The sequence below is a fragment of the Pelagerythrobacter sp. genome, from assembly GCF_041912895.1.
Lineage (GTDB): Bacteria > Pseudomonadota > Alphaproteobacteria > Sphingomonadales > Sphingomonadaceae > Pelagerythrobacter.
The window spans coordinates 178,115-200,373 of sequence record NZ_JAYSGI010000003.1 but is presented as its reverse complement, the minus strand read 5'-3'; the positions used below and the strand labels follow the sequence as shown (position 1 = coordinate 200,373).

The window sequence follows — 22,259 nt, the reverse complement described above, 5'->3', positions numbered from 1 at the left end:
CATGCTGGCGACGAATCCCGACTTCGACGTCCTGATCGTAGGCGCGGGCATTTCCGGCATCGGCATGGCCGCGCACATGGAAACGCTGTGCCCCGGCCGCAGCTACGCCCTCGTCGAGCGGCGCGAGAACCTGGGCGGCACGTGGGATCTGTTCCGCTATCCCGGCGTCCGGTCCGACAGCGACATGCACACGCTCGGCTTCAATTTCGAACCGTGGCGGCACGAGAAATCGATCGCCGATGCGCCCGCGATCCTCGACTATCTCCACCGCATCGTGGACGAGCGCGGCATCCGCGAGCACATCCGCTTCGGGCACAAGGTGCTGAGCGCAGACTGGCGCGGCGACGAGGCACGCTGGCATGTCGAGATCGAGCTGGCCGACGGCAGCGTGACGCGGCTGACCGCGAACTTCCTCTACCTCGGCTCGGGCTATTACGACTACGACGAGCCGTTCGACCCCGGCTTCGATTTCGGCGAATTTTCCGGGCAGGTCGTCCATCCGCAATTCTGGCCCGAGGATTTCGATTACGCCGGCAAGCGCGTGGTAGTGATCGGATCGGGCGCGACTGCCGTGACCATCGTGCCCGCGATGGCGCGCAAGGCCGGGCACGTCACGATGCTCCAGCGCACCCCGACATGGATGTTCTCGCGTCCGGCGAAGGATCGCATCGCCAACTTCCTGCGCCGCGTGCTGCCCGAAAGGCTCGCCTACCGGATCACCCGGTGGAAGAACATCAAGATGCAGGACATCGGCTTCAAACGCGCGCGGGAGAAGCCGGAGAAGGTCAAGGAATTCCTCCACAAGCGCATCGACAGGGCGTTCGGCGGCACGGGCTACGACGTCGCCGCGTTCACCCCGCCCTACAACCCGTGGGACCAGCGGCTGTGCCTCGTACCCGACAACGACCTGTTCGAAGCGATCCGCGGCGACCGGGCGACTATCGAAACCGGGCGCATCGCTGGCTTCGTGAAAGAGGGTATCGAACTCGAAGGCGGCAAGGTGCTGCCCGCCGACGTGATCGTCACCGCCACCGGCCTCAAGCTCGCGGTCGCGGGCAAGATCGCGATCAGCCAGGATGGTGCGCCGGTCGATTTCGCGCAGCGCTATTACTACAAGGGCTGCATGTTCTCGAACCTGCCCAACCTCGCGGTGGTGTTCGGCTATCTCAACGCGAGTTGGACGCTGCGTGCGGACATCAACTCGGACTACATTTGCCGCCTGCTCAACGAGATGGCGGCGAAGCGCGCGGACATAGCGGTGCCGGTGCTGACCGAAGCCGACGAAGCGAAGCTGGAGGAGGACGACATCTTCGATTTCTCCTCCGGCTATATCCAGCGCTCGCGCCACATCATGCCGAAGAACGCGGTCGCCTTCCCGTGGCGGCTCAATCAGGAATACGTGCTCGATCGCAAGCGCATGGCGACCGACCCCATCGAGGACGGCATCTTGGCACTGCGCCGCGCGGATGCCGCCGCCGAACCGCAGCTCGAAGCGGCGGAATAAGACCCTTCCCCGCATCGCCGCCCTCGCCTAACCCTTCCGCATGAGCGAGCGCATCTACACCGCCGGCCTCGTGGTGATCGGCGACGAAATCCTCTCGGGCCGCACGCACGACAGGAACATCGCGCAGATCGCGAGCTGGCTTCAGGTGCAGGGCATTCGCCTCGCCGAAGTGCGTGTGGTGCCCGATGTGCAGGGCCGGATCGTGGAGGCGGTGAACGCGCTGCGCCAAGCGAACGACTATCTCTTCACCACCGGTGGGATCGGCCCGACGCACGACGACATCACGGTCGATGCGGTCGCCGCCGCGCTCGACGTGCCGGTGGTGATCCACCCGCAGGCGCGCGCGATCCTGGAACGGTACTACGCCGACAAAGGTGGAGTGAACGAAGGGCGGTTGCGCATGGCCCGCGTGCCCGAAGGCGCGGACCTCATACCCAATCGCATGTCGGGCGCGCCGGGGATCAGGATCGGCAACGTCCACATGATGGCGGGCGTGCCGCACATCGCCGCGCAGATGCTCGACGCGCTGACTGGCACGCTCGAAGGCGGCGCGCCGCTGCTGAGCGAGACGGTCGGCGGGTTCATCCCCGAAAGCGAGGTCGCCACCTTGCTGCGCGAGGTGGAAAAGGCGCACGAGAACTGCCAGATCGGCAGCTACCCCTTCTTCCGCGAGGGGAAGGTGGGCGCGAACTTCGTGATCCGCTCGACCGACGCCGACGCGCTGCAAAGCTGCATGCACACGCTCTGCGAGGGGCTTGGCGAACTCGGCTTCGATTTCACGCCGGGCGGCATCTAACCGGGCTTTAACCTCGTCGCGCTACGAACCGCGGCATGACCGCGGTCTACATCACGATCGACACCGAATACGCGGCGGATTTCGCCGGGCTTGGCCGGGCGGAGAACTTCGCGCGCTCGATCGCCTGCGAGACGCCGAGCGGCGCGGTCGGCGTGTTCCATAAAATGGACGTGATGGAGCGGCACGGCATTCGCGGGGTGTTCTTCGTCGATCCCATGCCCGCGCTGCTCTACGGGCGCGAGGCGATCGCCGACGTCGTCGGGCCGATCGTCGAGCGCGGGCACGACGTGCAATTGCACTGCCACACCGAATGGCTCGCGCTGGCGGGTGCGGCAAGCCCGGTGCGCGGGCGGAGCGGCCGCAACCTCGCCGATTTCACGCTGGAGGATCAGCAGGCGATCCTCGACTGGGCGCGCGGTGCGCTGGTCGCGGCAGGCGCGCCCGCGCCGGTCGCTTTCCGCGCGGGCAACTACGGCGCGAACGACGACACACTGCGCGCGCTCGCGGCGATCGGGCTGCGCTACGATACGAGCCACACACCGGGAATCGAGGGCGGCGCGTGCCGCATCTCGCTCGCGCGGCGGCATCGCCGACCGCTCCGGCATTGCGGCGTGATCGAGGTGCCGACCGGGTGCATCCGCACGCTCGGCGGACGGCTGCGCCATGCGCAGGTCACCGCGATCTCCTCGCGCGAGATGCTCGCTGCGATCCGCCACGCGCGCGATCACGATCTGGCGAGCTTCACCATCGTTTCGCACAGCTTCGAGCTGCTCTGTCGCGAGCGCCGGCGCGCAAACGCGATCGTGCGCCGCAGGTTCGCGGCGCTGTGCGAAGGGTTGGCCTCGATGCCGGGGGTCGAGAGCGCGACTTACGCCAGCCGCCCGCCCGTTGCCGACGCGATGGACGCGCCGCGCCCGGTGCTGCCGGTCAGCTCGATCCGCGAAGGGCTGCGAATCGCCGAGCAGATCATCGCGAACGGACTCTACGGCGCGCGCTGATGGGTGCGGCGACGCCGATCCGCTTCGTCGCCGGTTCGCGCGAACTGTTCGCGGTGCCGCGCAAGCTGGTGACGGTGCGCCATTCGCTGGAGGACCTGGTCGCGGGCGCATCGCGCGCCTTGCCCGATCTCGCAGCCGAGGCCGACGGCTACCGCGTTCTCTCCGCACCGTTGGAGACCGCCGAAGCGCTGATCGCGGACAATCCGGACATGATCCCCGGCGGCTTCCAGCGTTACCGCCGCCACTACATCGCGATGGACGGCGGCTTCGACGCTTATATGGCCGGATTCTCGAGCAAGACCCGTTCGACGCTGCGGCGCAAGCAGCGCAAGTTTGCCGAAGCGGCCGAGGGCACGCTGGACCTGCGCGAATATCGCGGCGCGCGCGGGTTCGACGAATTCCTCGCCGCCGCGCTGCCGCTTTCGCGCGAAACCTATCAGGGGCGCCTGCTCGATGCCGGGCTACCCGAAGCGCTCGAGGCGCAGGCGGCGTTGCGCGAGGCGGCCGCGGACGACCGGTTGCGCGCCTTCATCCTGTGGCTGGACGGCAAGCCCGCCAGCTACCTGTGCCTGCCGGTCGAGGGCGAGACGCTGGTCTATGCCTGGCTCGGTTACGCCCCCGCACTGTCGCACCTCTCGCCCGGCACCGTGCTCCAGCTCGCCGCGCTCGAAACGCTCTACGCCGAGCGGCGCTTCCGGTTCTTCGATTTCACCGAGGGCGAAGGCGCGCACAAGGCGCTGTTCGGCACCGCGTCGGTCGAAGCCGCGAGCTTCTTCCTGTTGCGCGGCCGCGCCGCCAACCGCCTGCTCGTAGGCGCGCTTGCCGCGTTCGACGGATCGGTCGCTGCGGCTAGGCGGATCGCCGAGGGCAGCGGCGCGCTGGCGGGCGCGCGGCGCATGCTGCGGGGCTGAAACGCGAAAGGGGAGAGCCGGCGCCTGGCCAACCCTCCCCTTTTCGATTTCACAGTCCGCCGCAGCGGGAAGGCGTCAGGCGCCCTCCACCTCGGCGAGGTCGAGCTTGAGGCCCGGACCCATCGAGCTGGTCAGTGTGACCTTGCGCACGTACTTGCCCTTGGCACCGCTCGGCTTGGCCTTCACCACCGCGTCGGTCAGCGCCTTGAAGTTCGTCTTCAGGTCTTCGTCCTTGAACGACAGCTTGCCGATGCCCGAGTGGATGATGCCCTGTTTCTCCACGCGGAATTCGACCTGGCCGCCCTTGGCGTCCTTCACGGCCTGCTCCACGTTCGGCGTCACAGTGCCGAGCTTGGGGTTCGGCATCAGGCCCTTGGGGCCGAGCACCTTGCCCAGACGGCCGACGACACCCATCATGTCCGGCGTGGCGATCACGCGGTCATAGTCGAGGTTGCCGTTCTGCATGTCTTCCATCAGGTCTTCCGCGCCGACCTTGTCGGCACCGGCGGCAAGCGCCTTCTCGGCGTTGTCGCCCTTGGCGAACACCGCGACCTTGACGTCCTTGCCCGTGCCCGAAGGCAGCGAGACCATGCCGCGCACCATCTGGTCGGCATGGCGCGGATCGACGCCGAGGTTCAGCGCGACTTCGACCGTCTCGTCGAACTTGCTCTTGTGCTCGCGCAGCGTGGCGATCGCCTCGTTCACGGTGTAGAGCTTCTCGCGGTCGAGTTCGGCGAGCGTCTTCTGCTTCTTGGTCTGCTTGGCCATCGGTTCAGCCCTCCACCACTTCGAGGCCCATCGAACGCGCGGAGCCTTCGATGATCTTCGTCGCCTGATCGATATCGTTCGCGTTGAGATCGGCCATCTTGGTTTCGGCGATCTCGGCAAGCTGCGAGCGCTTGATCGAGCCGGCCTTCACCTTGCCCGGCTCCTTCGAGCCCGACTTCAGCTTGGCCGCGCGCTTGATCAGGAAGCTGGCGGGCGGGGTCTTGGTGACGAAGCTGAACGAACGATCCGCGTAGACCGTGATGATGGTCGGGATCGGCATGGACTTTTCCATGTCCTGCGTGGCGGCGTTGAACGCCTTGCAGAATTCCATGATGTTGACGCCGCGCTGGCCCAGCGCGGGGCCGATCGGCGGGCTGGGGTTCGCAACCCCGGCCGGCACCTGCAGCTTGATATAGCCGTCGATCTTCTTGGCCACGATTGGCCTCCTTTTCTCACTGTCGGCCCCGCCGCAAGCGGAGCCTCATGGTAAGCGGTCAAGCAGCGGATCGCTCCGCCTCCCGCACGGGGTTCCCTTTCGGGAAGCGGCGCCTCTAGTCCAAAGGGGCGCCGAAAGCAATGCGATTACTTGACCAGTTCGACCTGCTCGAAGTCGAGCTCCACCGGGGTCGCACGGCCGAAGATCGAGACGCTGACCTTGACCTTGGCCTTGTCGAAATCGAGCTCTTCCACCACGCCGTTGAAGCTGGCGAAGGGCCCGTCGAGCACCTTGACCTGATCGCCGATCTCGTAGTCGACGCTGATGTCGCGCTTGGGCGCGGACTTGGCCTCTTCCACACCGCCGAAATAGCGTGCGGCCTCTTTCTCGGAGATCGGCTGCGGCTTGTTGCCCGAGCCGAGGAAGCCGGTGACCTTAGGGGTGTTCTTGACGAGGTGGTAGACGTCGTCGGTCAGCCGCAGCTTGGCCAGCACGTAGCCGGGCATGAACTTGCGTTCGACCTGGACCTTCTTGCCGCGCTTGATCTCGGTGACGGTTTCGGTCGGCACCTCGACCTCCTCCACGGCTTCGGACAGGCCGAGCCGTTCGGCTTCCGAAATGATCGCGTCGCGAACCTTGTTCTCGAAGCCGGAATAGGCGTGGATGATGTACCAGCGAGCCATTGTGATCCCTGTCGTGTCCTGTTGCGTGTCGATCAGGCGATCGTCAGCAGCCAGCGCACCACCGCGCCGAAGGCCGAATCGATGCCGAGGAAGAACAGCGAGAGGATCACCATCATGATGCCGACGAAGATCGCGGTGCGGACCGTCTCCTCGCGGGTCGGCCAGACCACCTTACTGCCCTCGGCGCGGACCTGGCGAAGGAATTCCCCGGGGCTGGTCTTGGCCATGTGCTCTCTCGCTCTTGCCTGAATTCGTATCGTGCCTTCCGGGATGGGGTCATCGCCGCCCCGATGCAAGATCGGGAGGGGCTTTTCGATGCTCCGATGTCGGAAGACGGAGCCGCATTTAGGCGGCGCGGCGCGCAAAAGCAAGGCAGTGTGGCGAACGGGCCGCGCCGCGGCGTTTCTTTCCGCGTGGGGCTGGCCATGCCGCGCTGTGGGCACTAGCCTGCCGCGCTTCGAACACAGGGACGCATCGAGGGGACAACCGAATGGCGACGAGCCAAGCACCCGCCACGCTGGGTGACAGACTGGTGCAACCAGTCACCAACGTATCCGATTTCATCTGGGGCGGCACATGGAACGGCGAGCAGCTGATCCCGATACCGCCGCTGGCGGTGATCCTGCTAGGCGTCGGCCTGTGGATCATGATCGGGCTGCGGTTCTACCCGATCGTCAAGTTCGGCGCGGCGGTGCGCGGCCTGTTCGCCAGCCGCAAGGGTTCTGGCAAGGGCGAGATCAGCCCCTTCGCCGCACTCTCGACCGCGCTGTCCGGCCAAGTCGGCACGGGTAACCTGGCGGGCGTCGCGACCGCGATCGCACTGGGCGGGCCGGGCGCGGTGTTCTGGATGTGGATCACCGCGCTGTTCGGCATGGCGCTGGCCTTCGCCGAAGGCAGCCTCGCGATCCGCTATCGCGAGACGACCTCGGACGGTGTCTCGCGCGGCGGGCCGATGAGCTACATCATGATGGGGCTCGGGCCGAAATGGACCTGGCTCGCCATCGTCTTCTGCCTCGGCACGCTGTTCTCCGCGCTGGTGACGGGCAACTCCATCCAGGCGAACGAGGTCGCGAGCGGGCTCAACGAACTGTTCGGCTTCGAACGCTGGCTCGGCGGGCTGATCGTCGCGGTGGCGGTGTTCGTCGTCATCATCGGCGGCATCAAGTCGATCGGCAACGTGGCGGAAAAGGTAGTCCCGTTCATGGCCGCGACCTACATCGTCATGGCGCTGACCGCGCTCGTGCTCAACTTCGGCGATCTGCCCGAGACCTTCGGCCGCATCTTCGGCGGCGCGTTCAACGCGCAGAGTGCGAGTGGAGGTTTCGTGGGGGCGGCGATCATCCTCGCAATTCGCGCCGGCGTCGCGCGCGGGCTGTTCTCGAACGAGGCCGGTCAGGGCTCGACCCCGATCGCGCACGCCGTAGCGCAGACCGACGATCCGGAACAGCAGGGCCGCATGGCGATGCTCGGCACCTTTATCGATACAATCGTGATCTGTACCATGACCGCGCTGGTGATTCTGACCGTGCAGGGCGACTTCACCTATCAGGGCCAGCCGGTCGACCACGTCTGGCAGTCCGATCTCGGCACCACTGCGATGTCGGGCTTCGTGACCACCTCGGGCGCGTTCGCGGCGGCCTTCCCGTTCGAGATCGCCTCGATCCCGCTGGGCACGCTGATCGCCAGCATCGCGCTGATCCTGTTCGTGTTCACCACGCTGCTGACCTGGTCGTATTACGGCGAGCGCGCGATCACCTTCATCTACGACCGCGTGCCGGGCTCCACCCGCGGCGGCGAGAAGGTGCTGCACATCATCTGGCGCGTGATCTGGTGCATCGCGATCTTCGTCGGCGCGACGCTGCCCTCACAGCTCGTCTGGCGCTTCGGCGACATCTCGAACGCGACGATGGCGCTGCCCAACCTGCTCGCGCTCGCGCTGCTCTCCGGCGTGGTGTTCAAGCTCGCGCGGGGCGACCGCACCGCCGGGCGCGACTTCCACCAGGAAACGCCGGAAGAACCCGAAGAGTACTGACGCTCGTCGGGCGCCGACGAACAGGGGGCCGGCCGAGCGATCGGCCGGCCCCTTTTCACGTGGCGAATCGGGTTCAGCGCGCCCCGAACAGGCGCGCGAAGAAGCCAGGCTGCTCCATCGGCTGGATCGGCCCGTGCGTCATGTAACGAAGCGACGCGTCGCGATGCGGGCGGGGGTGACTCCACCCGTCGGGGTTGCTGCTGCGGAAAGTCGGACTCGACATGGCTACCTCCATCGATCGGTTACGAACCCACCGTTCGACGCTGACAATGCCCGGTTCGCCGCGCCGTTCCCGCGCTTCAAAACGCCGATTCACGCGGCGTGCAAGAAATGCAGCCGAAGCCAGCTTTTCCTAGGTGGTTCCCCGATGTCGTAAATTTCGCGAAGGCGTGGCGCGCGTGTCCATCGCGCCCGATCGCCTGGCAGGGGTGACAGGATTCGAACCCGTGGCCCTCGGTTTTGGAGACCGATGCTCTACCAACTGAGCTACACCCCTGCAGGCGGAAGCGCCCTCTAGAACCAAGCACCGCCGAACGCAAGGCGGCGCGCGCGCAACATCGGCCTGCGCGCTATGAACTTGCCGCGCCGCGCGCTAGGGGCAGATCGCGATGCACGCCCCCGCCACCGGCCCGATTCCCAGCGACCTCCTGCTGCTCGCCTATCGCAACGGAATCTTCCCGATGGCCGACGCGCGCGACGATCCCGAGGTGTTTTGGGTCGAGCCGCGCGAGCGCGCGATCATTCCGCTGGATGGATTCGCCGCTTCGCACAGCTTGCGCAAGGTGCTGCGCCGCAGCGCGTTCTTCGTCACCTGCAACCGGGCGTTCGGCGACGTGCTTCGCGCCTGCGCCGCGCCGCGCGGCGACAGGGAAGGCACCTGGATCAATCGGCGGATCGAGGCGAGCTTCGCTGCCCTCCATCGCGAGGGCCACGCCCACTCGCTCGAATGCTGGCGCGATGGAGAACTGGTCGGCGGGCTTTACGGACTGGCGATCGACCGCGCGTTCTGCGGCGAAAGCATGTTCAGCCGGGCCGACAACGCCTCAAAAGTCGCGCTGGCGTGGCTCGTCGCGCTGTTGCGGCGGGCCGGATTCGTGCTGCTCGACTGCCAGTTCATGACGTCGCACCTCGCCTCGCTCGGCGCGGTGGAGACTTCGCAGGCGCACTACTGCGCGCTGCTGGCGGACGCTGGCGGCGCGCCCCGGCTGAGCCTGCCCGAAGCCTATGCCTCGCTGCTGTCCGAAGCCGAATCGTCCTCGTCCTCGCCAGGAAAGCTCATCGCGCAGTCCTTGACCCAGACATCGTAGATCGGGTGCTCGACAACGTTCAGGCTGGGCGAATTCTTGAACAGCCAGCCCGAGAAGATCTTCGACCATTCGCCCTCGTCGCCTGGGCTGCGAATGAAGACCTGCACGAAAGCACCGGTTTCGCGCGGCACCTCCCACGGTGCGGTGCGCTCGCACGCGGCCATGCGCACGATGACATCGCCCGCGCGCTGCGCCTCGCCGGGCGACAGTTCGAAATCCTGCGACAGGTTGTTGCGCTTGTTGAGTAGCCCGATCGTGCCGACCCGGTCTTCCATCGGCGTGCCTGCCCCGCCCTCGCCCACGACTTGCGGCGGCGCGGCCTGGCGTAGCGCCTCGGGAATCTCGGTTTCCTCGGGCTGCGGCGTGGGGGCCTGCTCGGTGCATCCGGCGAGCGCGATCGCGAGCGTCAGCGCGGCGGCAAGGGCGCGCATGCTCAACTGTCCGGCGACCACGCTTCGTAGTCGCCGGTCGCCACGGCACGGCGTCCGCCACGCTGAAGCGCGCCCTGCGGCAGGTATGCCGATTGCGTGCCGGTGGCGTTGGGCGAATAATCGACTTCCCACACGCGGGCGGGCGGCAGGCGGCTTTCTGGCACGTCGTCGAACGCGCCGTGCAGCCAGCCGTGCCATTCGGACGGCACGCGGCTGGCATCGTTGGCGCCGTCGTAGATCACCCAGCGGCGCTCGCGCCCGTCCGGCGATTTCTTGCGCGCGCGGAAATAGCGGTTGCCTTGCGCATCGATGCCGACCTGTTCGCCATGCCGCCACGAATCGAGCAAGGTGCCGATCGTGGCGCCGTTCCACCAGGTGAAGATCTTGGCCAGGAAGTTCATGGGCTGGCCGGTTAGCCGATTCGATCCCCGCGGCCAAGCGGGCAATCGCTCACCATTCCACGGTATCGCCCGGTTCGATGCCGAGTTCGGCCGCACGGCCGCCCGCAAGCTCCAGCACCGCTGCGGTCAGACCGGCGGCGGAAACCGATTCGAGCGAATACGGCTCGGTATTGGCGGCGATGTTCAATATCTTCCGGTCGCGCCCGATGAAAATGATGTCGAGCGGCAGCGGGGTATTCTTCATCCAGAAGCTGGCGACGTCGGGCGGAGTGCGCGGGAACAGCATCCCCTCGTTCGGGCCGAGCTCGGTACGGAACATCAGGCCTTTCGCCTGCTCCTGTGGAGTGCGCGCCATCTCGACCGCGAATTCGTGCCGCGTGCCGTCACTGACCACCGCCAGCGGGGCGATGTCGAGGCCTGATATGGGGTGCTGCGCGGGCGCGGCGCTCTCGGCCGTGGCGGGCGCGGCGGTTCCGGCGCCGGCCTGCGGCGAACAGGCAGCGATCAGCAGAGCTGTCGAAAGGGCTGGCAACAGGCGCATCTATCGCTCCTCGTGCGCGGATGCCTCGGCAACCCAGCCTTCGGCCTCGTCCACGCTCGCTGCATCCAATACCGCGCGCGCTTCGTCAAATCCATGCCCTGCGCGAACCATCGCGGCCATCTGCTTCTCGCGCCGCTCGCGGTCGGGCGCTTCGGCGGCGAACGGGCCGAAGCGCCGCTTGCGGGCGAGGGTCAGCGCCGCCGCGCGCCGCGCGTGTTCGCCGGGCTCGACTTCGGCGCGCACCTCTTCGCCGATCCCCGCGCCCCGCAGCGACTGCTCCACCCGCCGTGCCCCGTAACCGCGCCGCAGCAGCCCGCCAGCGCGCGAACGGGCGTAAGCCTCGTCGTCGATATAGCCGAGATCGACAAAACGCGCGGCGATCGCGGCCGGATCGGCCGCGCGCTCCCCTTCCCACCCGCGCTCCCGCAACTTGCGCGCCAGATAGCCTTCCAGCTTGGCTGCACTGGTCGCGAACCGCGCGACGTAGGCCAGCGCAAGTTCTTCCAGCCGGGCCGCATCGAGCGGCTTCGGCGGGCGCCGTTTGCGCCCTTCATGCGTTTCCTTGCGAACCATCGGCCTTATTGGTGCCACAGTCGTTAGGAAATGGGAAAGTTTGAAACGACGCCGGCCACGGGATAAGGGCGCCTACAAGCAATAATGAATGCGCAATGTTGCGCTCTAGTGACGGGTAACGCCTCCAGCATGACCGATTCGAACCAGCTTCCGACGCCGAACGACTGCGCCCTGCCGCGCCGCCGGTCGGACTTCGCGACCTTCAACGAGGCGATCGACTATGCCGCGCGGAGCGAAAAGGGCCTGAACTTCCACGATATGCGCGGCACGCTTGAGTGGGCCTACAGCTATCGCGAAATGCGCGAGGACGCGCTGGCGATGGCGCGTCGGCTGGTGGCCGCCGGGATCGGCAAGGAAGACCGTGTGGCGCTGGTCGCCGAGACGGGGCCGGAATTCGCCGCGCTGTTCTGCGCCTGCGCCTATGCCGGCGCATGGCCGGTGCCGCTGCCCCTGCCGACCAGCTTCGGCGGGAAAGACGGCTATATCGAGCAGCTCGTGATCCAGCTCGAAAGCTCGGACCCCAAGCTGTTCATCTATCCGCCCGAAATCGCGGAGATGGCGCAGGCCGCCGCCGACCGACAAGGCTGCGAAGGGATCGACTGGGACGCCTTCGCCGAGCGCGAGGCGCCCGAATGCGACCTCCCCGAAGCGCAGCCGGAAGACATCTGCTATCTCCAGTACTCCTCCGGCTCCACGCGCTTCCCCACCGGCGTCGCAGTGACGCACGAGGCGCTGCTGCACAATCTGTTCGGCCACGCGACGATGGTCGATCTGGGCGAGAACGACCGCGTGGTGAGTTGGTTGCCGTGGTATCACGACATGGGGCTGGTCGGCTGCTTCCTGTCGCCGATCGCCAACCAGGTCAGCTGCGACTACCTGAAGACCGAGCATTTCGCGCGCCGCCCGCTCGCCTGGCTCGACCTCATCAGTCGCAACGAGGGCAACAGCCTCAGCTACTCGCCCACCTTCGGCTACGACATCTGCGCGCGGCGCATTTCCAGCCAATCGAGCGTCGCCGAGCGGTTCGACCTGTCGCGCTGGCGCACCGCGGGCAACGGGGCGGACATGATCCGCCCGGACGTCATGCAGAGCTTCGTCAACGCCTTTGCCGACGCCGGCTTCCGCGCGAGCGCGTTCACGCCCAGCTACGGCCTCGCCGAAGCGACGCTGGCGGTGACAGTGATGCCGCCGGGCGAAGGCATCCGCGTGGAACTGGTGGAGGAAGAGCGCCTGTCGGGCACGCGCGCCGATTTCAGCCGCCCAGCACGCTATCGCGCCATCGTCAACTGCGGCAAGCCGCTGCCCGGCATGGACGTCGAAATCCGCGGCGAGAATGACCGGCCGAAGGGCGATCACAAGATCGGCAAGGTCTGGTGCCGCGGCAAGAGCGTGATGCATTCGTACTTCCGCAACGAGGAAGCGACGAACGACTGCCTCGTCCCGAACGAAGATGGCAAGGGGGCCTGGCTCGACACCGGCGACATGGGCTACATGGCCGGCGGCTACCTGTTCATCGTCGGCCGGGCGAAGGACATGATCATCATCAACGGCAAGAACCACTGGCCGCAGGATATCGAGTGGGCGGTGGAGCAGCTTCCCGGCTTCAACCACGGCGATATCGCCGCGTTCTCGGTCGAAACCGAGGACGGCGAGGAAGCGCCTGCCGTGCTCGTCCACTGCCGCGTATCCGACCCGGAAGAGCGCGTGCGCCTGCACGAACAGATCCGCGACAAGGTCCGCTCGGTCACCGGCATGAACTGCGTGGTGGAACTCGTACCCCCGCGCACGCTGCCGCGCACCAGCTCGGGCAAGCTCAGCCGGGCGAAGGCCAAGCGGCTCTACCTCGCGGGCGAGATCCAGCCGCTGCAATTGATGGAAGCGGCGTAACCCTCAGCTTTCGGCGTCGGCCCATGTGAGCCGCAGTTCGCCACCGTCTTCGCCGATGCTCGCCTGCGCCCCCTGCCCGGCGAGCATGTCGCGCACCGCCGCCGCCTGTTCGGCCGGGCCGGACACCGCTACCGGGCGGCCCAGGCGCTGCGCCGCCCAGCCTGCCAGCGCGATCGCCTCGCGCGCGGCATCGTCGGGTTCCTCGCCCTCGTAGGCAATCTGCGGCAGCGTGGCGGTGGGCGGGACGAGCTCGATCCGCCAATCGGGCTCGGTCGCCGCGATGCGCCGTTCGAGCGCGGCATAAGTGGAAAGCGTCGCGCCGGGCAGGCTCTGCGCGCGCACCAGCGCCCGGCGGCGCTGGCGATCGAGCAGCACGTCGTCCTCCGACACACCGGCGGCGATGGACAGGCGCGCCGAAAGCTCGTTCAACCGATCCAGCGCCGCCTGTTCTTCCGCCGCCTTGGCCGAAGCGAGTTGCGCCTCTTCCGCACTCTGCTCGTCGCGCACGAGGAACTGCTTGAGCTGGATGTCCACGGGGGTGCCGAGCGCGCGGGCGAGGTTGTCTTCCGCGCGCGTTTCCGCATCCGCCTTGATGCTGGTGGTCCACACGAAGGCGGAAACGCGCAGCGGCTCGGTATCGAATTCGATTTCGGGCTGCGACAGGCGCGAGGCGCTGCCGAACTGCGCGGCCAGTTCGCTCTTCACCTGCCGTGCGGCGCTCGCCTCCCAAGCGAACTGGCGCAGCGAAAAGGCGAGCGGAACGGCGAGCGCGACGAAAACCACCACGATCGCGAAGTTCTGCCAGCGGGTCTGCTTGCCCGTCTGCATCGCACTGAAGCCATAGAGCCGCGCCATCGCCCACACGGTGAGCGCGATGGTGACGAAGTTGGTCACATAGAGCAGCAACGCACCCGAAAACACCGTCCAGTTGAACGTCGCGAGCCCGAAGCCGACCACCGCCAGCGGCGGCATCAACGCGGTGGCGATGGCGACGCCGACGATCGTGCCCTCGCGCCCGCGGATCATCGCATAGGCGCCTGCCAGCGCGGAAAACAGCGCGATCAGCAGGTCAAACAGGTTGGGCCGGGTGCGCGCGGCGATTTCGGAGGTGATGTCCTGCAACGGCGACAGGAATACGATCGTCGCGCACAGCCCCACGGCGATCGCCGTGCCCCACGCCAGCGACTTGGCCGACTGGCGCATCCAGCGATAGTCGCCGATGGCCAGCGCGAAGCCCAGCCCCATGATCGGGTCCATCAGCGGCGAGAGAAGCATCGCCCCGATCACCACCGCCGGCGACGACAGCAGCAGGCCGAGCACCGCGATGCCCGCAGACATCGCGGTCATGAACAGATAGCGCGAGGACAACGCGCATTCCTCGCGCCGCCTGGCGATCACCGCATCCTGCTCGACGGTGTTCACCATCGCACCGGCCCACCAGCGGCGCAGGCTCACCCACACGCGCAGGAACGACCAGTGGGGCTGCCTGTCGGCGGAAGCGGGTTCGGGCGAGGTGGTGCTGTTCATGAAAACGGCCTTAGCGCTTGCCATGGGCGGAAAAAAGCCGACATTCCGGACGCGGGCGAGAGGCGCGGTCGTTGAATTCCGTGTCTTACGCCCTTAATACAGTAAGCGAACCGGGGATTTGCCCCGTGCGAGGAGCTGACAGCAGGCATGGCAACCGAAACCAAGACCGCCACGGCGACCGATCTGGAGCTGACGCCGCCCGACCCGGTGCCCACCGTTTCCGCGGAGAAGGCCGCCGGGCTGGTGCCGGTGAGCGAGGAGAAGAAATCGAAACTGGACGAGAAGGTCGACAGCTTCGTCGCCGATCTCGTTTCGGTCGACGCCAACTCGCCCGAATTCGGCCAGAAGGTGGATCAGCTCACCAACATGGGCCGCAAGGAAATCATGGCGGCCTCGCAGCATTCGAACCGCTTCCTCGACCGCCCGATCCGCGCAATGGACAAGGACGAAGGCGTGGGAGCGAACCTGGCCGAGCTGCGCCGTACGGTGGAGGAACTCGACCCCTCGCGCCGCGGCAAGTTGACCGGCCCCAAGAAGTTTCTCGGCATCATCCCCTTCGGCAACAAGCTCAACGACTATTTCCGCAGCTACCAGAGCGCGCAGACGCACATCCAGCAGATCCTCGCCAAGCTCGGCAACGGCAAGGACGAGCTGCTGATGGACAACGCCGCGATCGACGTCGAGCGCGCCAAGCTGTGGGAGGCGATGGGCAACCTCGAACAGATGATCCATATCTCCAACACGCTCGATGCGCGGCTGGAGGACAAGGCGGCCGAACTCGACGCGACCGATCCGGCCAAGGCCAAGGCGATCCGCGAGACCGCGCTGTTCTACGTCCGCCAGCGCACGCAGGATCTGCTGACGCAGATGGCGGTTTCGGTTCAGGGCTATCTCGCGCTGGACCTGGTGAAGAAGAACAACGTCGAGCTGGTGAAGGGCGTCGACCGCGCGAGTACCACCACGGTGGGTGCGCTGCGCACCGCCGTCACCGTCAGCGAGGCCATGACCAACCAGCGGCTCGTGCTCCAGCAGATCACCGCGCTCAACACGACCACCGCAGGGATCATCGATTCGACCAGCACCATGCTGCGCGACCAGACCGGCAAGATCCACGAGCAGGCGGCGTCGAGCACGATCCCGCTCGAGACGCTCCAGCGCGCGTTCCAGAACATCTACGACACGATGGACGAGGTCGATCAGTTCAAGCTGCGCGCGCTCGATTCGATGAAACAGACTGTCACCACGCTGGGGCAGGAGGTCGAGAAGTCGAAAGGCTACATCGCCCGCGCCGAGGGTCAGGCGCAGGCGCGGGCCAAGATCGGCTCGTCCGAACCCTCGCTGCTGTCGCTGGAGGGCTGATGCCGGACACCACGCACGAAAGCGACGCGATCCTCTCGGGCGCGCGCCGCTCGCTGGCCGACAACCGCGCGGGCGGCTATCACCGCCGCGCCTCGATCGGGCGCGAGGCGGCGGCGCTCAAGACACGGCACCTGATGGGCAAGCTCAAGCGCGTGGTGCTCGCGGTCGGCGCGGTCGTGGTCGCGGCGGCGGTGGCGGGCATGATCGTGGACGGGATCGGCTTCGTCGGCGTGATGTTGACCCTGCTCGCGATCGTCGTCGCGATCGGGGTATTCACCGCATTCCCCAAGATCAAGGTGCCGCAGCGCGCGGAACTCAACACCGGCGATGCGCGCCAGATGGTCGGCCGCACCGAGCTGTGGCTGGAACATCAGCGCCCCGCCCTGCCCCCGCCCGCGGCGCGCATCGTGGACGATCTCGGCGTTCAGCTCGACGCGCTCGGCCTTCAACTGGAGACGGTCGATCAGGCGCATCCGGCAGTGCGCGAGGTGCGCCAGCTGGTCGGCGAACACTTGCCCGAAATGATCGATTCCTACCGCAAGGTGCCCGCACACCTGCGCGGCGAGAGGCGCGCGGGCGCCTCGCCCGACGAACAGATCACCGAAGGCCTCGGCCGGATCAGCCGCGAGATCGACAGCGTGACGCGGCAACTCGCCGACGGCGCGCTCGACGATCTCGCCGTGCGCCACCGCTACCTCGATTACCGTTACGGCGAAGGCGCCGGAAAGGACGAAACCTGATGCGCGTCGCCATCCCCCACGATCTCCCGCGCGAAAAGGTGCGCGAGCGGCTGCGCAACCGCAGCCACGAAATGGCCGACCACATTCCCGGCGGGATGGCCAAAGTCGACACCTCGTGGCCCAGTGAAGACCGCATGGCGATGCGGGTGAGTGCGATGGGCCAGAACCTCGACGGCTACGTCGATATCGAGGAGGGGCAGTTGGTATTCGAGATCGACCTGCCGCCCGCGCTCGCCTTCGTCGAGCCGATGATCGCCGGCGCGGTCCGCCAGCAGGGGCAGAAGCTGATCGCCAAGAGCTAGGAACGCGCACCGATCTCGTCGGTTCTTGCATGACGGGACATGGAGGCCTTGCGTTTCGGTTGCGGTGGGGCAATTCAGGCAAGGCCCGGATACGGGATTCTTAGGGACGCATTCTTGGACAGTTCACCCCACACGGAAAATCTTCGGGCACATTTGCGCAGCGCGACCGCCGACGCCCACGATCGGCTTGATGGCGGCATGGAGCGGTTCGATCTCGCTTCTCCGCGCGACTACGCGGCGTTCCTCTCGATCCAGCTTGCCGCGCGCGAACCGATCGAGGAATGGTGCGCCGCGCATGCGCCGGACGGGCTGACCCCGCCCGCGCAATCCGCGCTGATCCGCGCAGATCTCGCCGATCTTGCTTTCGATACACCTGCCGATGCGCCCGCAAGCGAGGCCGACTTCGGCGAACCGCTCGGCGTCGCCTGGGCGCTGGGCGGATCGTCGCTCGGCAACCGCGCCATGCTCGCGCATCTGAAAAAGCGCGTGGGTAACGACTGGCCGGTGCGTTTCCTGGCCGACGAGGCGATGCCTGCCTACTGGAAGACGTTGCGCCCCACGCTCGAAGGGCCAGCCGATGCCGCGACTGCCGAAGCTGCCACGCATGCGGCGCTCGCGGTCTTCGCCCGCTTCGCAGCCGCGCTCGCCGCGCACGAACGGCAGGCCGCGGCATGAGCGGCGCGGGACACACGGTCGACCTGACCAACTGCGATCGCGAGCCGATCCACAAGCTGGGCCAGATCCAGGATTTCGGCGCGCTGCTGGCGGTCAATGCCGACTGGATGGTGGTGCACCATTCGGTCAACGTGGGCGAGGTTCTTTCCCCGCGCGCACCGGTAGAGCCGGGCGTGCCGGTGCGCGACCTGTTCGCCGCCGAAGCGGCCGAACAAATGCGCGACGCGCTCTCCGCGATCCGCGACAGCGACGGGATAGAGCGGCTGTTCGGCATCGACCTCGTCGGCGACGGCAACCGGTTCGACGTGGCGCTCCACGTATCGGGCGCGCTGACCGTGATCGAAATAGAACCGCACGCGGGCGAGGCATTCGCCAGCCACATCGGCTCTTTGCGGCCGATGATGGCCGATATCGAGAAGCAGGGCGATGTCGAGGCGCTGTGTCAGCGCGCCGCCGAGCAGATGAAGCGCCTGCTTGGGTTCGACCGGGTGATGGTCTACAAGTTCCACGAGGACCAGAGCGGCGAAGTGATCGCCGAAGCGCGCGAGCCCGAACTCGAGGCGTTCCAGGGCTTGCGCTATCCCAAGACCGACATTCCCGCGCAGGCGCGCGCCCTGTACCTGCGCAACCTGCTGCGCATCATCAGCGACGTGAACGCCGCCCCGGTCCCGATCGAGCCCGCGGTTTCGCTCGAAGGCGTCCCGCTCGACCTCAGCCTGTCGACGCTGCGCTCGGTCTCGCCGATCCACATCGAATATCTGAAGAACATGGGTGTCGACGCCTCAATGTCGATTTCCATCGTGGTGCGCGGCGAGCTGTGGGGCCTGTTCGCTTGCCACCACTATTCGCCGCGTGTCCTGCCCTATTCGCTGCGCACCGTGGCCGAGCTGTTCTCGCAGCTGTTTTCGCTGCTGATCGACCGCGCGCTTACCGATGCGCGCAACGAACAGGCGCGCAAGGGCCGCGCGATGCACGATCGGCTGATGGCGCGCATGGCGGGCGGCGCGCCGCTGGTCGAGAACCTGACCACGATCGAATCGGTGATCCGCGAGGTCATTCCGCACGACGGATCGAGCGCGATGGTCGAAGGCGTCTATCAGGCGCGCGGCAAGGCCCCGGCAGAAGACGAGTTCCGCGCGCTGCTGCCGCTGCTCAACAGCGGATCGACCAGCCGGGTGTTCGCCAGCCGCGCGCTCGCCGAGCAGATCCCGGCCGCGCACAAGTTCACCGATCGCGCGGCGGGCGCGCTGGTGATCCCCCTCTCGCGCCGCCCGCGCGACTATTTCGTGCTCTGGCGGCGCGAGCTGCCGCAGGTCGTGACCTGGGCGGGCAATCCCGAAAAGCCGGTCGAGCACAGCTCGCATGGCGCGCGGCTGACTCCGCGCAAGAGCTTCGAGGCGTGGCAGGAATCGGTCAGCGGCGAAAGCGCGCCGTGGACCGAAGCCGAGATGCAGATCGCCGAATCGCTGCGCGTCACTCTGCTCGAGGTGATCCTGCGCCTGACCGACGAGGCGATCCAGGATCGCGCCCGCGCGCAGGAGCAGCAGGAACTGCTGATCGCGGAACTCAATCATCGCGTGCGCAACATCCTCAACCTGATCCGCAGCCTCATCAACCAGTCGCGCCACGAAGCGCACGACGTGGGCGCCTTTGCCGACCTGATCGGCGGACGGATCGGCGCGCTCGCCGCGGCGCACGACAACATCACGCGCGAGAACTGGTCGCCCGCTTCGGTGCACGAGCTGATCGAGGCCGAAGCGCAGGCCTATCTCTCGGGCAAAGTCGACCGCCTGACGATCGAGGGTGACGACGTGCTGATCGCGCCCGAAGCCTACACGGTGCTGGCGCTGGTCTTCCATGAGATGATGACCAATTCGGCCAAGTACGGCGCGCTGTGCGACAGCAGCGGCACGCTGTCGATCGGGCTGGAGCGCAACGGCGGCAATCTCGAGATCAGCTGGCGCGAGCGCGGCGGGCCGCCGGTCAAGCCGCCAGAGAGGCGCGGCTTCGGCACGATGATCATCGAGAAATCGATTCCCTTCGAACTGAAAGGCGGGGCCGACATCCGCTATCGTCTGCAAGGGGTGGAAGCGGATTTCACCGTTCCCGCGCGCTACGTCGCGGCACAGCCCGCAGGCGGCAGGGCGTCACCTGCGAAGAAAGCCGACGCGAAGCCGGATGCCGGGCCTGCAGGCCAGATGCCGCGGCACGTGCTGGTGGTGGAAGACAGCATGATCATCGCGATGGATACCGAGGATTGCCTCCGCCAGCTCGGCATCAAGACCGTCAGCATCAGCGGCAACGTCGCCGCCGCGCTGGACACCATCGCCGACGATCGTCCCGAATTCGCCATCCTCGACTACAACCTCGGCAACGAATCGAGCGAGCCGGTGGCGCAGAAACTGCGCGAGCTGGAGATTCCGTTCTACTTCGCCACCGGCTACGGCGAGGCGAATGACGCGCTCACACAAGCCGGCGCGCTCGGCATCCTCAAGAAGCCTTACGGCAAGGACGAGATCGAGGGTGCGCTGTCGGCCTTCGCGGGCGAACAGGGCTAGGCGGGCTGCGTCAGCAGCGCGCTGCGGCAAGCGCCGAGATCGACCGCTGCGATGTCCGCCGCCAAGCCACAACCGCCGGCCTCGATGCGTTCGCCGCCGATGTCCGCGGCGCCCGCCAGCGGCATCACGAGCAGCGGCCCGGCATAGCGCGCAGCCACCGCTTCCGCCGGAGCGCCCGCAACGCGGTCCAGCCGAAAGTGCGGCCCTTCGACCAGCGTCGCCGCGCCGCTTTCGCCGACCGGCCTCATGTTCGCCGGATCGCACGGCGCGCCGCTGGCGACGGCGATCCCCTCGTCCAGATGCAGGTCGCGCGGGCGCCCGTAATCGTAGAGGCGGTAGGTCACGTCGCTGTTCTGCTGGATTTCCACCAGCGACAGGCCCGGTCCGATCGCGTGGACGGTGCCCGCCGGCAGATAGAAGAAATCGCCCGCCTGCACCGGATGCCAGGCGAGCAGCCGCTCGATCGAACCGTCGAGCGCGGCGGCGCGCATCTCGTCGGCACCGACCGAACGTTCGAACCCGATCGCGAGCGTCGCCCCCGGCTCCGCATCGAGCACCAGCCAGCACTCTTCCTTCCCGCGGCTGCCAGCAGGCGCCTGCGCATCGGATGGATGGACCTGAACCGAGAGCTTCTCACTGGTGAACAGATACTTGGCGAGGATCCCCGGCAGCTCGGGCGGCGGTTCGAACCAGATCTCGCCGATGCGCTGGCCCTCAGGCGCGGCGAAAGGCGGCGGCAGGTGGGTGCGGCCCCAGACCTTCTCGACCATCTTCATCGGCAGCCCGCGCCCGCTCATCGGCCACTTGCTCCGCCGAGTTTGCCCACCATCTGCGCCCCGTCCGCACGCGCCACGAGCACCTCGTCGCCGTCGACCACCACGATCACGTCGTCGAGCCCGATACACGAAACGCGGGGCCCGTCGCTGTCGACCATGACGTTGCGGCATTCGATCAATTCCGCCTTGCCGCGCACGACGTTGCCAGCCGCATCGGCCTGCCGCGCCGCGCGCAGCGCTGCCCAGGTGCCGATGTCCGACCAGCCCATCTCGACCGGCACCATCGCGGCGCGGCGGGTGTTTTCCATCACCGCGTAATCGACCGATTCCGCCTTGATCGCTGCGAAGGCCGTTGCCTCGGGCTGGAACCGCCGCCCCTCTTCGCTCCCCTGCGCCACGCTCTCGCGTATCGCGTGCGCCATGGCCGGGCGGTGGTGCTCCAGTTCGGCGAGGAACGCGCCCGCGCCGAACGCGAAGATGCCGCCGTTCCAGGCGAACGTGCCCGCGGCGAGGAATTCGCGCGCGCGCGCCGCATCGGGCTTCTCGACGAATCGTGCGACCCTATAGCCGCCGTCGATCGGCTCGCCGCGCTCGATATAGCCGTAGCCGGTCTCAGGCCGGTCGGGGGTGATGGCGAACGCCACCAGATGGCCTTCGCTCGCCAGCGCCGCGGCGGCTTCGGCCGCGGCGTGGAATGCGGCGGTGTCGGCGATATGATGGTCGCTCGGGCACACCAGCATGATCGCGTCAGCCGGCAAGCGCGCGGCGGCGAGCGCGATCGCGGGCGCGGTGTTGCGCCCTTCGGGCTCGACGACGATCCGCATGTCCGGCGGCCCCTGGTCCTCCGCCAGATCGAGGTGGTGTGCGCCCGCGACCACCACCGGCGGCGCGAAGCGCGCGCCGGTGCAACGCGCCAGCGTCGCCTCGAACAGCGAGCGTTCGCCGAGCAGCGACAGGAACGGCTTGGGCCGCTCCGGCCGGCTGCGCGGCCATAGTCGCGTGCCGCTGCCGCCGCACAGGATCACCGGATGGATAAGGCCCGTCATGCTCCGCC

The 22,259-nt window shown here is 67.3% G+C and carries 24 protein-coding genes and 1 tRNA gene; 12 read left to right on the top strand and 13 right to left on the bottom strand.

What is annotated here, in order from left to right; all coding sequences use genetic code 11:
• Position 1: 1 nt before the first annotated feature.
• The 4 genes from ACE3QC_RS11690 to ACE3QC_RS11675 are packed head-to-tail and all read left to right on the top strand — an operon-like array spanning position 2 to position 4,209.
• Positions 2 to 1,504, top strand: a complete 1,503-nt coding sequence (locus tag ACE3QC_RS11690) for a flavin-containing monooxygenase (RefSeq protein WP_374408415.1) — start codon at positions 2 to 4, stop codon at positions 1,502 to 1,504.
• Between the two features lie 40 nt (positions 1,505 to 1,544).
• Positions 1,545 to 2,300, top strand: coding sequence for a competence/damage-inducible protein A (locus ACE3QC_RS11685; protein WP_374408413.1), 756 nt, complete (start codon positions 1,545 to 1,547; stop codon positions 2,298 to 2,300).
• A gap of 35 nt (positions 2,301 to 2,335) precedes the next feature.
• The gene (locus ACE3QC_RS11680; RefSeq protein ID WP_374408411.1) at positions 2,336 to 3,298 is read left to right on the top strand and encodes a polysaccharide deacetylase family protein; all 963 of its coding nucleotides are present in this window, start codon (positions 2,336 to 2,338) and stop codon (positions 3,296 to 3,298) included.
• On the top strand, positions 3,298 to 4,209 hold the full coding sequence (locus tag ACE3QC_RS11675) for a GNAT family N-acetyltransferase (protein WP_374408409.1): 912 nt from the start codon (positions 3,298 to 3,300) through the stop codon (positions 4,207 to 4,209). Before ACE3QC_RS11680 ends, ACE3QC_RS11675 begins: the two co-directional genes overlap by 1 nt.
• A 75-nt stretch (positions 4,210 to 4,284) precedes the next feature.
• On the opposite strand, the gene rplA is transcribed toward ACE3QC_RS11675, so the two are convergent.
• The 4 genes from rplA to secE all read right to left on the bottom strand — a co-directional run bounded on the left by rplA (position 4,285) and on the right by secE (position 6,323).
• Positions 4,285 to 4,977, bottom strand: a complete 693-nt coding sequence (gene rplA, locus ACE3QC_RS11670) for a 50S ribosomal protein L1 (protein ID WP_374408407.1) — start codon at positions 4,975 to 4,977, stop codon at positions 4,285 to 4,287.
• A 4-nt stretch (positions 4,978 to 4,981) separates the two neighbouring features.
• Complete coding sequence (gene rplK / locus ACE3QC_RS11665; protein ID WP_374408406.1) at positions 4,982 to 5,413, bottom strand: 50S ribosomal protein L11; 432 nt, start codon at positions 5,411 to 5,413, stop codon at positions 4,982 to 4,984.
• A 146-nt stretch (positions 5,414 to 5,559) separates the two neighbouring features.
• On the bottom strand, positions 5,560 to 6,096 hold the full coding sequence (gene nusG, locus ACE3QC_RS11660; RefSeq protein ID WP_374408404.1) for a transcription termination/antitermination protein NusG: 537 nt from the start codon (positions 6,094 to 6,096) through the stop codon (positions 5,560 to 5,562).
• Between the two features lie 32 nt (positions 6,097 to 6,128).
• Positions 6,129 to 6,323, bottom strand: coding sequence for a preprotein translocase subunit SecE (gene secE, locus ACE3QC_RS11655; protein WP_374408402.1), 195 nt, complete (start codon positions 6,321 to 6,323; stop codon positions 6,129 to 6,131).
• Positions 6,324 to 6,586: 263 nt separating this feature from the next.
• Between secE and ACE3QC_RS11650 the strand changes: the two genes are divergently transcribed.
• Positions 6,587 to 8,128, top strand: coding sequence for an alanine/glycine:cation symporter family protein (locus ACE3QC_RS11650; protein WP_374408400.1), 1,542 nt, complete (start codon positions 6,587 to 6,589; stop codon positions 8,126 to 8,128).
• A gap of 73 nt (positions 8,129 to 8,201) precedes the next feature.
• Here the strand turns inward: ACE3QC_RS11650 and ACE3QC_RS11645 are convergent, their stop codons facing one another.
• Both ACE3QC_RS11645 and ACE3QC_RS11640 read right to left on the bottom strand, forming a co-directional pair.
• A complete protein-coding gene (locus tag ACE3QC_RS11645) occupies positions 8,202 to 8,351 on the bottom strand; it encodes a hypothetical protein (RefSeq protein WP_374408398.1) in 150 nt (49 codons plus the stop codon).
• 197 nt (positions 8,352 to 8,548) lie between these two features.
• Positions 8,549 to 8,624, bottom strand: a tRNA-Trp gene (locus ACE3QC_RS11640).
• Between the two features lie 112 nt (positions 8,625 to 8,736).
• Here ACE3QC_RS11640 and aat point away from each other — a divergent pair.
• A complete protein-coding gene (aat, locus tag ACE3QC_RS11635; RefSeq protein WP_374408396.1) occupies positions 8,737 to 9,435 on the top strand; it encodes a leucyl/phenylalanyl-tRNA--protein transferase in 699 nt (232 codons plus the stop codon).
• Here the strand turns inward: aat and ACE3QC_RS11630 are convergent.
• The 4 genes from ACE3QC_RS11630 to ACE3QC_RS11615 are packed head-to-tail and all read right to left on the bottom strand — an operon-like array spanning position 9,351 to position 11,381.
• Positions 9,351 to 9,866: a DUF2155 domain-containing protein gene (locus ACE3QC_RS11630; protein WP_374408395.1), complete on the bottom strand. Its 516-nt coding sequence runs from the start codon at positions 9,864 to 9,866 to the stop codon at positions 9,351 to 9,353. The two genes, aat and ACE3QC_RS11630, sit on opposite strands and share 85 nt — an antisense overlap.
• A 2-nt stretch (positions 9,867 to 9,868) precedes the next feature.
• Complete coding sequence (locus ACE3QC_RS11625) at positions 9,869 to 10,267, bottom strand: NADH:ubiquinone oxidoreductase subunit NDUFA12 (protein ID WP_374408393.1); 399 nt, start codon at positions 10,265 to 10,267, stop codon at positions 9,869 to 9,871.
• 49 nt (positions 10,268 to 10,316) lie between these two features.
• Positions 10,317 to 10,808 carry a DUF192 domain-containing protein gene (locus ACE3QC_RS11620; protein ID WP_374408392.1) on the bottom strand — a complete coding sequence of 164 codons (492 nt, stop codon included), beginning with the start codon at positions 10,806 to 10,808 and terminating at the stop codon, positions 10,317 to 10,319.
• The gene (locus tag ACE3QC_RS11615; protein WP_374408391.1) at positions 10,809 to 11,381 is read right to left on the bottom strand and encodes a regulatory protein RecX; all 573 of its coding nucleotides are present in this window, start codon (positions 11,379 to 11,381) and stop codon (positions 10,809 to 10,811) included.
• Between the two features lie 129 nt (positions 11,382 to 11,510).
• Between ACE3QC_RS11615 and ACE3QC_RS11610 the strand changes: the two genes are divergently transcribed.
• Positions 11,511 to 13,268 (top strand): fatty acyl-AMP ligase, encoded by a 1,758-nt coding sequence (locus tag ACE3QC_RS11610; protein ID WP_374408390.1) that lies wholly within the window; start codon positions 11,511 to 11,513, stop codon positions 13,266 to 13,268.
• A 3-nt stretch (positions 13,269 to 13,271) separates the two neighbouring features.
• Here ACE3QC_RS11610 and ACE3QC_RS11605 read toward each other — a convergent pair whose 3' ends face one another.
• Positions 13,272 to 14,795 (bottom strand): TIGR00341 family protein, encoded by a 1,524-nt coding sequence (locus ACE3QC_RS11605; protein WP_374408388.1) that lies wholly within the window; start codon positions 14,793 to 14,795, stop codon positions 13,272 to 13,274.
• Positions 14,796 to 14,942: 147 nt separating this feature from the next.
• On the opposite strand from ACE3QC_RS11605, the gene ACE3QC_RS11600 reads away from it, so the two are divergent.
• The 5 genes from ACE3QC_RS11600 (at position 14,943) to ACE3QC_RS11580 (ending at position 20,429) form a co-directional block, all read left to right on the top strand.
• Positions 14,943 to 16,154 carry a toxic anion resistance protein gene (locus ACE3QC_RS11600; RefSeq protein WP_374408386.1) on the top strand — a complete coding sequence of 404 codons (1,212 nt, stop codon included), beginning with the start codon at positions 14,943 to 14,945 and terminating at the stop codon, positions 16,152 to 16,154.
• A complete protein-coding gene (locus ACE3QC_RS11595) occupies positions 16,154 to 16,894 on the top strand; it encodes a hypothetical protein (protein ID WP_374408384.1) in 741 nt (246 codons plus the stop codon). Before ACE3QC_RS11600 ends, ACE3QC_RS11595 begins: the two co-directional genes overlap by 1 nt.
• Positions 16,894 to 17,196 carry a polyhydroxyalkanoic acid system family protein gene (locus tag ACE3QC_RS11590; protein ID WP_374408383.1) on the top strand — a complete coding sequence of 101 codons (303 nt, stop codon included), beginning with the start codon at positions 16,894 to 16,896 and terminating at the stop codon, positions 17,194 to 17,196. The genes ACE3QC_RS11595 and ACE3QC_RS11590 overlap by 1 nt, the downstream gene beginning before the upstream one ends.
• Before the next feature lie 153 nt (positions 17,197 to 17,349).
• Positions 17,350 to 17,871 (top strand): biliverdin-producing heme oxygenase, encoded by a 522-nt coding sequence (locus ACE3QC_RS11585; RefSeq protein WP_374408381.1) that lies wholly within the window; start codon positions 17,350 to 17,352, stop codon positions 17,869 to 17,871.
• Positions 17,868 to 20,429, top strand: coding sequence for an HWE histidine kinase domain-containing protein (locus ACE3QC_RS11580; protein WP_374408379.1), 2,562 nt, complete (start codon positions 17,868 to 17,870; stop codon positions 20,427 to 20,429). The genes ACE3QC_RS11585 and ACE3QC_RS11580 overlap by 4 nt, the downstream gene beginning before the upstream one ends.
• Here ACE3QC_RS11580 and ACE3QC_RS11575 read toward each other — a convergent pair.
• Both ACE3QC_RS11575 and ACE3QC_RS11570 read right to left on the bottom strand, forming a co-directional pair.
• Positions 20,426 to 21,226 (bottom strand): class I mannose-6-phosphate isomerase, encoded by an 801-nt coding sequence (locus ACE3QC_RS11575; protein WP_374408377.1) that lies wholly within the window; start codon positions 21,224 to 21,226, stop codon positions 20,426 to 20,428. The genes ACE3QC_RS11580 and ACE3QC_RS11575 overlap by 4 nt on opposite strands.
• Positions 21,223 to 22,251, bottom strand: coding sequence for a mannose-1-phosphate guanylyltransferase (locus tag ACE3QC_RS11570; RefSeq protein ID WP_374408376.1), 1,029 nt, complete (start codon positions 22,249 to 22,251; stop codon positions 21,223 to 21,225). Before ACE3QC_RS11570 ends, ACE3QC_RS11575 begins: the two co-directional genes overlap by 4 nt.
• Between the last annotated feature and the right edge of the window lie 8 nt (positions 22,252 to 22,259).

Bases quoted from the DNA above. Each gene is read 5' to 3' on its own strand.
- secE (WP_374408402.1), bottom strand. From the start codon at position 6,323: ATGGCCAAGACCAGCCCCGGGGAATTCCTTCGCCAGGTCCGCGCCGAG.
- nusG (WP_374408404.1), bottom strand. From the start codon at position 6,096: ATGGCTCGCTGGTACATCATCCACGCCTATTCCGGCTTCGAGAACAAG.
- ACE3QC_RS11605 (WP_374408388.1), bottom strand. From the start codon at position 14,795: ATGAACAGCACCACCTCGCCCGAACCCGCTTCCGCCGACAGGCAGCCC.
- ACE3QC_RS11625 (WP_374408393.1), bottom strand. From the start codon at position 10,267: ATGAACTTCCTGGCCAAGATCTTCACCTGGTGGAACGGCGCCACGATC.
- ACE3QC_RS11615 (WP_374408391.1), bottom strand. From the start codon at position 11,381: ATGGTTCGCAAGGAAACGCATGAAGGGCGCAAACGGCGCCCGCCGAAG.
- ACE3QC_RS11590 (WP_374408383.1), top strand. From the start codon at position 16,894: ATGCGCGTCGCCATCCCCCACGATCTCCCGCGCGAAAAGGTGCGCGAG.
- ACE3QC_RS11630 (WP_374408395.1), bottom strand. From the start codon at position 9,866: ATGCGCGCCCTTGCCGCCGCGCTGACGCTCGCGATCGCGCTCGCCGGA.
- aat (WP_374408396.1), top strand. From the start codon at position 8,737: ATGCACGCCCCCGCCACCGGCCCGATTCCCAGCGACCTCCTGCTGCTC.
- ACE3QC_RS11675 (WP_374408409.1), top strand. From the start codon at position 3,298: ATGGGTGCGGCGACGCCGATCCGCTTCGTCGCCGGTTCGCGCGAACTG.
- ACE3QC_RS11600 (WP_374408386.1), top strand. From the start codon at position 14,943: ATGGCAACCGAAACCAAGACCGCCACGGCGACCGATCTGGAGCTGACG.
- ACE3QC_RS11620 (WP_374408392.1), bottom strand. From the start codon at position 10,808: ATGCGCCTGTTGCCAGCCCTTTCGACAGCTCTGCTGATCGCTGCCTGT.
- rplA (WP_374408407.1), bottom strand. From the start codon at position 4,977: ATGGCCAAGCAGACCAAGAAGCAGAAGACGCTCGCCGAACTCGACCGC.
- ACE3QC_RS11680 (WP_374408411.1), top strand. From the start codon at position 2,336: ATGACCGCGGTCTACATCACGATCGACACCGAATACGCGGCGGATTTC.
- ACE3QC_RS11575 (WP_374408377.1), bottom strand. From the start codon at position 21,226: ATGAGCGGGCGCGGGCTGCCGATGAAGATGGTCGAGAAGGTCTGGGGC.
- ACE3QC_RS11570 (WP_374408376.1), bottom strand. From the start codon at position 22,251: ATGACGGGCCTTATCCATCCGGTGATCCTGTGCGGCGGCAGCGGCACG.
- ACE3QC_RS11580 (WP_374408379.1), top strand. From the start codon at position 17,868: ATGAGCGGCGCGGGACACACGGTCGACCTGACCAACTGCGATCGCGAG.
- ACE3QC_RS11685 (WP_374408413.1), top strand. From the start codon at position 1,545: ATGAGCGAGCGCATCTACACCGCCGGCCTCGTGGTGATCGGCGACGAA.
- ACE3QC_RS11610 (WP_374408390.1), top strand. From the start codon at position 11,511: ATGACCGATTCGAACCAGCTTCCGACGCCGAACGACTGCGCCCTGCCG.
- ACE3QC_RS11690 (WP_374408415.1), top strand. From the start codon at position 2: ATGCTGGCGACGAATCCCGACTTCGACGTCCTGATCGTAGGCGCGGGC.
- ACE3QC_RS11650 (WP_374408400.1), top strand. From the start codon at position 6,587: ATGGCGACGAGCCAAGCACCCGCCACGCTGGGTGACAGACTGGTGCAA.
- ACE3QC_RS11645 (WP_374408398.1), bottom strand. From the start codon at position 8,351: ATGTCGAGTCCGACTTTCCGCAGCAGCAACCCCGACGGGTGGAGTCAC.
- ACE3QC_RS11595 (WP_374408384.1), top strand. From the start codon at position 16,154: ATGCCGGACACCACGCACGAAAGCGACGCGATCCTCTCGGGCGCGCGC.